The organism is Streptomyces sp. NPDC088197, assembly GCF_044741185.1.
In the GTDB taxonomy this organism is placed as follows: Bacteria; Actinomycetota; Actinomycetes; order Streptomycetales; family Streptomycetaceae; genus Actinacidiphila.
This window is the reverse complement of sequence record NZ_JBIUSD010000018.1, coordinates 59,571-70,710: the sequence shown is the minus strand read 5'-3', so window position 1 is coordinate 70,710 and position 11,140 is coordinate 59,571. Positions and strand designations below refer to the sequence as shown.

Sequence of the window (11,140 nt, the reverse complement as noted above, 5' to 3'; positions counted from 1 at the left end):
ATGAGGTGATGAGCGCTCACCCTTTCGTGTGCTTTTCAGCAAAGCCCTCAAGGCGCGCATCGGCATCGCCGACAAAGGATGCGTGAGTACCCTTGCGCACACCATGATGACCGCGGCTCGTTCTGCCGACTCCGGAATCGCCGGATCGGGCGAGCTGGACCGCTATTCGTACGCCGAAGCCCCTGGCACCGACCGACCTGGACTAACGTCCTGGGAGGGCATGGAGCCGGATATGAACCGGATGGGCCGCCGGGCCGGCGGCAGCCGTGGCCGGGGACTGCACGGACAACTCGTCCAGCAGCTCGGGCAGATGATCGTCTCCGGCGATCTGGGCGCCGACCGCCCGCTGGTCCCCGAGGAGATCGGCCAGCGCTTCGAGGTCTCCCGCACCGTGGTGCGCGAGTCCCTGCGCGTGCTGGAGGCCAAGGGCCTGGTCAGCGCCCGGCCCAACGTCGGAACCCGGGTCCGCCCGGTGAGCGACTGGAATCTGCTCGACCCCGACATCATCGAATGGCGTGCCTTCGGGCCGCAGCGCGACGACCAGCGCCGCGAACTGCTCGAACTGCGCTGGACGATCGAGCCGCTGGCCGCCCGGCTCGCCGCGGGCCACGGCCGCGAGGACGTACAGCAGCGCCTCGCCGACATGGCGGAGATCATGGCGCACGCCGCCGCACAGGGCGACGCGCTGACCTTCTCCAGGGCCGACGCCGAATTCCACGCCCTGCTCCTCCAGGTCGCGGGCAACCGGATGCTGGAGCACCTGTCGGGGATCGTCTCCTCCGCGCTGCACGTGTCCGGCGGCCCGGTGACCGGCTGCGACCGCCCCGGCGACACCTCGGTCGGCCTGCACCAGCGGATCGTCGAAGCGCTCGCCGAGAGCGACGGCGGCACGGCGGAGGCGGCGATGCGCCAGCTCCTCACCGTCCTGCCCGAGCAGCCCGAGTCCGCTCCCGCCGACCACGTCGTCCCCGGTCCGCGCGAGCAGCACTGACCGTGTCGCCCTCCGCCGCGGACCCCGGAACACCTGGGGTCGGCGGCGGTCCCATGTGGTCCCCCGTGGCTCTCCCGGCCGCTCTCCCGCGCCCTCGCACGGCCGGACGGGTCATGTGTCCGGATTTATGACCGATCTGCACGATTTAGGGTGTGACTCGGGCCACGTAGGGTGGGCGTAACGCTTGGCGAGGCAGCGCGATGACTTAAGAGGTGGCCACGGCACAAGGAATATTCAGCGACGATTTTGACGCTGAGTGGCTGTGCGGTTCCACCGAGTCGTTCCCATCGTTCCGAGAGGTTGTTCGTGTCGGCCAGCACATCCCGTACGCTCCCGTCCGAGATCGCCGAGTCCGAGTCTCTGATGGCGCTCATCGAGCAGGGTAAGGCCCAGGGGCAGATCGCCGGCGACGACGTGCGTCGGGCGTTCGAAGCGGACCAGATTCCGGCAACCCAGTGGAAGAACGTTCTGCGCAGCCTCAACCAGGTCCTCGACGAGGAGGGTGTGACGCTGATGGTGACTGCCGCTGAGGCGCCCAAGCGCACCCGTAAGAGCGTCGCAGCCAAGAGCCCGGCGAAGCGTACTGCCACCAAGACGGTCGCCTCCAGGGCGACCCCTGTCAAGAAGACCGCTGCGCCCAAGGCCGCCGCCCCGGAGGCGGAGGCCGAGGCCGAGACCACGGTGGAGCCATCGGTGGAGGCGGAGAGCCCAGCAAGGAAGGCGCCGGCGAAGAAGGCCGCCGTCAAGAAGACCGTTGCCAAGAAGGCCCCCGCCAAGAAGGTGGCGGCCAAGAAGACGGCCGCAGGCGAGGACGAGGTCGTCGACGCGGAGGAGACGGTCGAGGAGGCCGCCGCGGGCAAGGGCGGCGAGGAGGAGACCGAGAAGTCGGAGTCCGAGAGCTTCGTGCTCTCCGACGACGACGAGGACGACGCGCCCGCACAGCAGGTCGCCGTCGCCGGTGCCACCGCCGACCCGGTCAAGGACTACCTCAAGCAGATCGGCAAGGTCCCGCTGCTCAACGCCGAGCAGGAGGTCGAGCTGGCCAAGCGCATCGAGGCCGGTCTCTTCGCCGAGGACAAGCTGGCCGCGGCCGACAAGCTCGCCCCCAAGCTCAAGCGCGAGCTGGAGATCATCGCCGAGGACGGCCGCTGGGCCAAGAACCACCTGCTGGAGGCCAACCTCCGCCTCGTGGTCTCGCTGGCCAAGCGCTACACCGGTCGCGGCATGCTCTTCCTGGACCTGATCCAGGAGGGCAACCTGGGTCTGATCCGCGCGGTCGAGAAGTTCGACTACACCAAGGGCTTCAAGTTCTCCACCTATGCCACCTGGTGGATCCGGCAGGCGATCACCCGCGCGATGGCCGACCAGGCCCGCACCATCCGTATCCCGGTGCACATGGTCGAGGTCATCAACAAGCTGGCCCGCGTGCAGCGCCAGATGCTCCAGGACCTGGGCCGCGAGCCCACCCCGGAGGAGCTGGCCAAGGAACTCGACATGACCCCCGAGAAGGTCATCGAGGTCCAGAAGTACGGCCGCGAGCCGATCTCCCTGCACACCCCGCTGGGCGAGGACGGCGACAGCGAGTTCGGCGACCTCATCGAGGACTCCGAGGCGGTCGTGCCGGCCGACGCGGTCAGCTTCACGCTGCTGCAGGAACAGCTCCACTCGGTGCTCGACACCCTCTCCGAGCGGGAGGCGGGCGTGGTCTCCATGCGCTTCGGCCTCACGGACGGGCAGCCGAAGACGCTGGACGAGATCGGCAAGGTCTACGGGGTCACGCGCGAGCGGATCCGGCAGATCGAGTCCAAGACGATGTCCAAGCTGCGTCACCCGTCGCGGTCCCAGGTGCTGCGCGACTACCTGGACTGACCCGGCCGGGCTGACCCGACGTCATTTCCGCGGAGTTCTCCGGAGCCCTTCGGGCCTCCGGAGAACTCCGCGGACGTCTTTCGGGCGACATGGCCTCTTTGCGGATGCGGCCTCCGGCCCTATCGATCACTCTGGGTGTCCAGAGTGCTCCACAGGGTCAGGAGGCCGCATGCGTTTCCCCTTCCGTGCCGTGACCGGTCGTCGTCGTGCTGTGATCGGCGGTCTCGCGGCGGCGCTGTTGCCGGTGCTGGCCGTCCCGCTGGCCGCGCCCGCGACCCCAGCCGCCGCCAACGGCGTCGTGATCGGTGGCAACCCGGCCAGCACGGACAGCACGCCATGGGTGATGGCCCTGGCCAGCCGTAAGCGCTTCGGCTCCGGCAGGTCCGGCCAGTTCTGCGGTGCGGTGGCCGTCGGGCCTCGTACGGTGATCACCGCGGCCCACTGCTTCGGCCGTGAGGCGCTCGGAGCGAGCGACTGGCACCAACTGCCCGACCTGCGTGTGATCGCCGGTCGTACGGACCTCAGCGGCGGTCGTGGGCAGGAACTGGGCCTGTCGCAGGTGTGGGTCAACCCCGGCTTCGACTCGACGACGAACTCCGGCGACATCGCGGTCATCACGCTGGCGACAGCGCTGCCGAAGGGCGCCACGATCCCGATCGCGGACTCCTCCGACGAGCAGGACTACCGGGCGGGCACTCAGGCGCAGGTCTACGGGTGGGGTGACACGACCGGCCGCGGCACGTACTCGAACACGCTGCGTTCCGCGACGGTCACGGTTTTCGCGGACACGGTGTGCGCGCAGGCGTATCCGGGGAGTTTCGACGGCACTTATGTGCGCGCCTCGATGATGTGCGCGGGTGCCAAGGGCGGGGGCCGGGACGCCTGTCAGGGCGACAGCGGCGGCCCGCTGGTCGTGGGGGACCGGGTCGTCGGTCTGGTCTCGTGGGGCAGTGGCTGCGCGGAGGCGGCCTATCCAGGGGTCTACACGCGCGTCTCGGCGATGGCCTCACTGGTGGCGGCGCACAGTAGCTGAGCGCTGGCGCAGCGCGGTCGAAGGCTGGCAGAACCAGCTGAGCTGCGGCGGGCCGCGGTTGAACGGAAGACGGCGGGCGGACACCCCCTGGAGGGGTCTGTCCGCCCGCCGACTCGAATTCGTCGCTGATGCGAAGTGTCAGCGCTCGTCTTCTCCCGCCGTTGCCGGGGTGTCGGTCAGCCGTCCGGTCTCGTCCTGTATTTCCGAAGCGATCTTCTTGAGCTCCGGCTCGAACTTGCGTCCATGGTGTCCGCAGAAGAGCAGCTCACCACCGCTGATGAGGACAACGCGCAGGTATGCCTGAGCGCCGCAACGGTCGCAGCGGTCTGCCGCTGTCAGCGGACTCGCGGGGGTCAGAACAGTAGTCACGTCGCCTCTTCTCTAGCTCGACGAGCTGTCGTACCAGGGTCAACATCCAACCAGGCCGAAAACGTTCCCGCTCTCAGCTTTTCCTCGAAAACCGACCTCGGGGTGACTGGATGTTACCGATTGGCGGCGAATAGGAGTCAGTTGCGTCAGATGTCGCTTATGGAGCTGTTGTCCGGACTTGCTCCCGGCTGGCTTGCCGGTTGTTGCTGAGGACGTGCCCGGAGCCTAAATGGTTCATGCCTCTTTGGGAACGTGACATGTGTATCACTCGCGCGGGTTATCGAACACGTGCTCGAAGAGGGCTAGCATGGAAGCCGGGACGAGGGCCGTGTTGAGGCCCGGATACCGGGTCGCGGCGCTGTCACCCCTCCCGGCATCGGTACCCTCTCACCGACACGGCTGAAAAAAACTTCAGAACATTCCTGATCGAGGAGCTGCCCGCGTGACCGCCGAAACATCCGTGCCGTCCTCTGCGCTGCTGACGGGTGCAGATCGCGACGGCTCCAACTACACCGCGCGGCACCTGCTCGTCCTCGAAGGGCTGGAAGCGGTTCGCAAGCGGCCCGGTATGTACATCGGGTCAACAGACAGTCGCGGTCTGATGCACTGCGTCTGGGAGATCATCGACAACTCCGTCGACGAGGCGCTCGGCGGTCACGGCGACCGCATCGAGGTCATCCTGCACGAGGACGGCTCGGTCGAGGTCCGGGACAACGGCCGCGGCATCCCGGTGGACGTGGAGCCCAAGACGGGCCTGTCCGGCGTCGAGGTCGTCATGACCAAGCTGCACGCCGGCGGGAAGTTCGGCGGCGGCTCGTACGCGGCCTCCGGCGGTCTGCACGGCGTCGGCGCGTCCGTGGTGAACGCGCTGTCGGCCCGGCTGGACGTCGAGGTCGACCGCAACGGCGCCACGCACGCCATCAGCTTCCGTCGCGGGGTCCCCGGGATCTTCACCGAATCCGGCGCCGAGGCGCCCTTCGACCCCGCCAGCGGGCTCACCAAGGCCAAGCGGGTCCCCAAGACCCGCACCGGCACCCGCGTGCGTTACTGGGCCGACCGGCAGATCTTCCTCAAGGACGCCAAGCTCTCCCTGGACCACCTGCACCAGCGCGCCCGCCAGACCGCCTTCCTGGTGCCCGGCCTGACCATCGTGGTGCGCGACGAGCGCGGCATCGAGACCGACAAGCCCGTCGAGGAGGTCTTTCACTTCGACGGCGGCATCAGCGAATTCTGCGAGTTCCTCGCCCCCGACAAGCCGATCTGCGACGTCCTGCGCCTGTCCGGCAGCGGCACCTTCAAGGAGACCGTGCCCGTCCTCGACGACCGCGGCCACATGACCCCCACCGAGGTCACCCGCGAGCTGGGCGTCGACATCGCGCTGCGCTGGGGCACCGGCTACGAGACGACCGCCAGGTCCTTCGTGAACATCATCGCCACCCCCAAGGGCGGCACCCATGTGACCGGATTCGAGCGCTCCGTCACCAAGACGATGAACGAGGTGCTGCGCTCGGCCAAACTGCTGCGCGTCGCCGAGGACGACATCGTCAAGGACGACGCCATGGAGGGCCTGACGTCGGTGATCACCGTGCGTCTGGCCGAGCCGCAGTTCGAGGGCCAGACCAAGGAAGTGCTCGGCACCTCCGCCGCAAACCGCATCGTGGCCAATGTCGTCGCCACCGAACTGCGCGAGTTCCTGACCTCCACCAAGCGGGACGCCAAGGCCCAGGCGCGCGCCGTCCTGGAGAAGACCGTCGCCGCCGCCAGGACCCGCATCGCGGCCCGGCAGCACAAAGAGGCGCAGCGCAGGAAGACCGCGCTGGAGACCTCCTCGCTCCCCGCCAAGCTGGCCGACTGCCGCAGCGACGCCGTCGACCGCAGCGAACTGTTCATCGTCGAGGGCGACTCGGCACTGGGCACCGCCAAACTGGCCCGCAACTCCGAGTTCCAGGCGCTGCTGCCGATCCGCGGCAAGATCCTCAACGTCCAGAAGTCGTCCATCTCGGACATGCTCAAGAACGCCGAGTGCGGCGCGATCATCCAGGTCATAGGAGCCGGGTCCGGCCGCACCTTCGACATCGACCAGGCCCGCTACGGCAAGGTCATCTTCCTGGCCGACGCCGACGTCGACGGCGCCCACATCCGCTGCCTCCTGCTCACCCTTTTCCAGCGCTATATGCGTCCCATGGTCGAGCAGGGCCGGGTCTTCTCCGCCGTCCCCCCGCTCCACCGCATCGAACTCGTCCAGCCCAAGAAGGGCCAGGACAAGTACGTCTACACCTACTCGGACAACGAGCTGCGCCAGACCCTCCTCGACCTCCAGCGCCGCAACGTCCGCTACAAGGACAGCATCCAGCGCTACAAGGGCCTCGGTGAGATGGACGCCAACCAGTTGGCCGAAACCACCATGGACCCCCGCCACCGCACCCTGCGCCGCATCAACATCAGCGACCTCGAATCCGCCGAGCAGGCCTTCGACCTCCTGATGGGCAACGAGGTCGCCCCCCGCAAGGAGTTCATCACCAACTCCGCCACGACCCTGGACCGGTCGCGGATCGACGTCTGACCTGCGGCGGAGCAAGCGGGCTGCCGTGCGGGTGCCCCAGCGGTCCGCACCCAGTCCGCAGCCGCACTGACAGGACGTCAGTGCGGGGGAGTGGCTACGCCGCCTCGGTGGCCCGCGCGTCGCCCTCGTCCGGGCTGTCCGCGTAGGCGCTGTCGACGGCGGCCCGGGTCAGCGCCGCACAGAGTGGTGATGTTGCCCAGCTTTTGGGGCAGGCAAGACGGCCTCCCGCCGCCGCCGCGTGCGGCGAGGGGAGGCCCAGGAGAGGCCACCGACGACCGGCTCAGCTCGCGTCGTCGTCCTCTGCCGGCTCTGGCGTGAACGTGCCTGCGGCTGCGTCGGTGAACGGAGAGCCGTCGGCGGCAGGGAAGCCCGACGCCCAGGGCTCAGTGGCGTCCGCCTCGGTCGAGGGCCAGCCCTCCGGCTCTTCGCTGCCACCCTCGGGTGTCAGGAGAAGGGTCCGCCTGATCTCCTTGGCTGCCTCACCCAGCCCGGTCGCTTCCAGGTCCCGCACCACCCGGTGCACCAGCACCGTGTACTCGTCCATGTCCGGTTTCAGCCCCAGCGCCGTCAGCAAAAGGAGCAGCCGGTCCGAGACCCCCACTTCTTCCTCGCGGTCGAACACCCCTCCTCCTTGGTCGGCATCGCCCCACTGTGGGCCCCCGACAGTCGCCCCGTTCCGCGCGCCCACGGGCGGGACGAGCAGGTGGCGGAAGAGTTCGGGTACTTCCTCGTCGTTGGCTGCCGCCGAGATCTGAGCGAGCGGGCCGATCATGTTGACCGCCTTCTCGATCTCGTCCTCATGGCGGGTGAGCCACCAAACCACCGCGCTGCCCGCGCTCTTGAGCACGTCGTCACCGAGGTAGCGCCGCTTGTTGCGCTCGTGCTGACGCTCGTACTCCCAGATCTCCTCGTCTTTGCGAAGGTCGTTCAACTTCCGCAGGCGCTCGCGATCGGCCGGAGCCAGGGTCAGCGTCACGTCGGCCGCCTGGGCCGTCACCCGTCCGCTCCGGTCCGGAAGCGGGACGCTCAGTTCCCCCTCCAAGAGGTACCGCGCGAAGCTCGCCCGGTCGGGCTGCTCGCGCTGGACGACTTCCAAGGCCCGGCTGAGCACCGAGGAAGCGGCTAGGGCTGGGGAGGCATGGTCGGACCGGTCGGCGTGGTCGGAAACCGGCCTCCACCACACGGTGGCGGAGAAGAGGAACTCGTAGCCCTCCGCCGCGCTCGGCAACGCCGCGTCGATCACCCGGGTCTCCTGGTACGGCTGCTCCGTCGGCTCCGCGGGCTGTTCGGATTCCCCGGACCCGTACGGATCGGCCGGCGTGCGGGCACCGCTGAGGATCGTCATCACGAGCAGCAGGGAGCCCGAGGCCGTGACCATGGACATGAAGCCCCACAGCAACATCGACCAGTGCAGGAGGCTTCCGAGCACAGCCGGCGCGAGGCAGCAGAGAGCGATGAACAGCAGGCTGGATGAGCGGCGTTTCATCGTGCCTCTTCCGTGGTGTGTGGTCCGGCGCCCGCACGCTCTGTGGGGGCGTACTGCACGTGGTCAATGTGCTGCCAGAAGAGGGCGGCGACGGGTGCCCGGCGGTGGCTCGTGGGAATTGCCCAGCCGCAGGCGATGGCGTACAGGCGGTGCAGGGCGGCCGTGCGCCCATTCGTCGCCCTGACCATCACGTCGAGCGCCAATTCCCGCGACCTGTCGATCGCCACGGCGTTCAACCAGCTGCTCACCATCGGGTTCCAGAGTTCCGTCGGCGGCTGGGAGAAGACCGTCTGCCAGCCCAGGAACAGGTCCGGCCACGACAGCGGGTCCGGTGCCCGGTCGCTCCTCAACAGCTCGGTGAGTAGTTGGAGCTGGGGCTCTGCCCCGCGCGACTCCCTGCGCGTCCAGTCCCGCAGGCGGTCGATCATCAGCCGGTAGAGCCGACGGTCGCGGCCGGCGAGGTCGAGAAGTGCTTCCCGGGCCTCGCGCGCCACCTCCCCGTTGCGTACGGCGAGATGGTGGAGTCGCACCATCGCCTGATCCGGGTGTGTGGCGCCAAGGCTCTTTACGCATGCCGCTATCAGGACGCGGGCGAGACCATCCGACAAGCGGCCGGACGTCGCTCCGTCGTACATCCGCTTGCGGAACCACCCCCCGAACTTCTGGTGGTTGAGGCCGAGTTCGAGGGCCGCCACGGCTCGTGGGTCGCAGGTCGTCCCGGCCGCGCGGTCAGCCCAGTGCGCCACGAGGTCGAAGAGGTCGTCGGGCCGCCCGACGGCCAGGGACCGCTCGCCGAAGCGGACGACGATGTTCACTCGGTCGTCGGTGGTCAAACCGCGGAGACCGGTGGTCTGGCCGATCCAGTTTCGCAGGTCATCGCGCACGCCGGGGAAGTTCGCCCAGAAGTACGTCCTCACCGCGTCGGCGTAGGCCAACTTTCCGAAGCGGAGCCGTCCATCTGGGTCTCGCTCGATCCCGAGCGCTTCCAACCTCTCCCCGAAGTCCGCCCGCCCGAGCTCGGTTGTCGCCTCTTCCTCTTCCTTGACCATGGCCATCAGGCTCTGCCATGCCTCGTAGACGGTGTCGGCGCCAGCTTCCTCGAACACCGCCGCTGTGAGCAGAAGGGCCCGGTCGGGCGCGGCGCGGACCTTGGCCATCTGCCGTCCCACGTCGCCGGCCCGGTCGGTCACCGCGTGCATTGCTTGGTCGAGCCATTCTGCGAAGTCGGTTCCGAACCGGCCGCTGTCGCGAGCCGTTCTCACCAGCCCTGCCAGCCGAGCCAGTTCTCGTATGGGGGAGCGGTCGTACAAGCGCTGGAGGTCGGCGCTCCCCAGGTCCGAGGGTCGGAAGTTCATCCGGTCCATACGGAGGTAGCGGGTAACCACGGCGATCCCCCGGGGGCGCGCCAGCGTCACCGGGTGCTGTTCGAGGTCCAGCGCGTGGGCATGTTCCATCCCCGACGGCAGGACGACGACCATGTGAGCCCCCGCCTCCTGAACCTGTGACCGGCGTACGGCCAGGCGGCGCTGGGCCTCGGTGTACGCCTCCTCGTCGGCTATTCCAGAGAGGTCGAGGAGGAAACGGTCCCCTTCTCCGGGGGCGAGGTGGACCTCGTCCTTGTCCGTGGCGGGAAGCTCCTCGAACCGGACCCCCTCCTCATCGGCACCCTGGTCCTCACCGAGTCCGTGCAGCAGCATGATCGCCGCGGCCCGGCGGCCGCTGCCGGGCGGAGCCTTCAGCAGCACCACTGATCCGGGCTTCTCCAGGCGGTCAGCGGCGACGCGGTAACCCATCGGCGGAACAAACCGGTCGGCCAGGTGCACCCGGTCCTCCCGGGTGATCCGGAGGGACTCGACCCCTTTGCGGATCATCCAGTCCGCGCCGACGCCGTAGAAGACGTACTGGTGCCCCTCGCCGTTGTTCACGGGGCCGTGCGGATCATTGACGGTGACGTGGTCCTGCTCGGTCATCGTCCGTCGTCCGAGTGCCGACGCTCGCGCTCGAAGCGCTGGTGAACCGTACCGCTGTTGTCGCCTGCCGTGAACTGGACCCCGGCGTTGTCACCCTCGAAGTGGGGTGCGTTGTACTGGTGTCCCTGACCGGTGTTCACAGGCCCCTGTGGCTTGTTGAGGAAGGTGCCGGACAGGTCTCCGTTCAGGTTTCCGATGCCGCCATGCACACGCTGTTCGACATCGCGCGTCCGCATCCTCGTGTGCCGGGCGTCCTGGGCCGTCTTCTTGCTGGACTTCGCTTCCGCCCGCTCCTGCGCCGCGCGGGCGTCGTGGTCCGCTGCGCCCAGCTCGGGAAGCAGCCGGGCGAGGGTATCGCCGAGCGCCGCCAGGTCCGACTCGGCGTTTCGGTGGTCGAATCGCCTGTACTGGCAGTCCGCCAGCTCCAGCAGATCGTCCGGGAGGCCGGCGCGGTCGATCCGCGCAGCCTTTCCGACGAGTACGGGGATCACCAGGATCCCGCGGTCGAGCGCGGTCCGGATCTCGCGGCGGGTCCAGTCCTGCTCGGCTTCGAGGGCGGGGCGGCCGTCGGCCCCACGCACCTCTGCCCAGCGCGGACCGATCACGGCGAGGAGCGCCTCCGACTGCTCCACCGCCTTGATCAGTTCCACCGGGAAACGGCGACCGGGCTCAATCGAGTTGCTGGCGAAGAAGATCCGTTCGCCGCCGAACCGCCGGATAAGTTCCCGGGCGATCATGGTCGCGGCGGATTCCTCGTCACCTGTGCGGTAGTTGACGAAGACGTCGGGCATGGAGGTTCCCTTCGTGAGAGGAAGACGGGGGTGAAAGGGTGTGGGCTCGCGGGAGACGACCGGGGCTC

Annotated in this window: 8 protein-coding genes; 4 read left to right on the top strand and 4 right to left on the bottom strand. The window is 68.5% G+C overall.

All coding sequences use genetic code 11. The annotated features are described in order from the left end of the window. The first annotated feature begins 28 nt into the window (after window positions 1–28). From ACIOC1_RS30845 to ACIOC1_RS30835, 3 genes are all read left to right on the top strand, one after another. Entirely contained in the window at window positions 29–991 is a 963-nt protein-coding gene (locus ACIOC1_RS30845; RefSeq protein ID WP_401857224.1) for a FadR/GntR family transcriptional regulator, read from the top strand. 306 nt (window positions 992–1,297) lie between these two features. Further along, window positions 1,298–2,860 (top strand): RNA polymerase sigma factor, encoded by a 1,563-nt coding sequence (locus ACIOC1_RS30840; protein ID WP_401857222.1) that lies wholly within the window; start codon window positions 1,298–1,300, stop codon window positions 2,858–2,860. 169 nt (window positions 2,861–3,029) lie between these two features. Further along, entirely contained in the window at window positions 3,030–3,893 is an 864-nt protein-coding gene (locus tag ACIOC1_RS30835; RefSeq protein ID WP_355338283.1) for a serine protease, read from the top strand. A 138-nt stretch (window positions 3,894–4,031) separates the two neighbouring features. Here the strand turns inward: ACIOC1_RS30835 and ACIOC1_RS30830 are convergent, their stop codons facing one another. Further along, a complete protein-coding gene (locus ACIOC1_RS30830; protein ID WP_188286081.1) occupies window positions 4,032–4,262 on the bottom strand; it encodes a hypothetical protein in 231 nt (76 codons plus the stop codon). Window positions 4,263–4,704: 442 nt separating this feature from the next. On the opposite strand from ACIOC1_RS30830, the gene ACIOC1_RS30825 reads away from it, so the two are divergent. Further along, complete coding sequence (locus ACIOC1_RS30825) at window positions 4,705–6,825, top strand: DNA topoisomerase IV subunit B (RefSeq protein WP_355338286.1); 2,121 nt, start codon at window positions 4,705–4,707, stop codon at window positions 6,823–6,825. A gap of 280 nt (window positions 6,826–7,105) precedes the next feature. Here the strand turns inward: ACIOC1_RS30825 and ACIOC1_RS30820 are convergent, their stop codons facing one another. The 3 genes from ACIOC1_RS30820 to ACIOC1_RS30810 are packed head-to-tail and all read right to left on the bottom strand — an operon-like array spanning window position 7,106 to window position 11,072. Further along, the gene (locus tag ACIOC1_RS30820; protein WP_401857219.1) at window positions 7,106–8,311 is read right to left on the bottom strand and encodes a hypothetical protein; all 1,206 of its coding nucleotides are present in this window, start codon (window positions 8,309–8,311) and stop codon (window positions 7,106–7,108) included. Next, window positions 8,308–10,281, bottom strand: a complete 1,974-nt coding sequence (locus ACIOC1_RS30815) for a hypothetical protein (protein WP_401857217.1) — start codon at window positions 10,279–10,281, stop codon at window positions 8,308–8,310. The genes ACIOC1_RS30820 and ACIOC1_RS30815 overlap by 4 nt, the downstream gene beginning before the upstream one ends. Next, the gene (locus ACIOC1_RS30810; protein WP_401857215.1) at window positions 10,278–11,072 is read right to left on the bottom strand and encodes a toll/interleukin-1 receptor domain-containing protein; all 795 of its coding nucleotides are present in this window, start codon (window positions 11,070–11,072) and stop codon (window positions 10,278–10,280) included. Before ACIOC1_RS30810 ends, ACIOC1_RS30815 begins: the two co-directional genes overlap by 4 nt. Window positions 11,073–11,140: the final 68 nt, after the last annotated feature.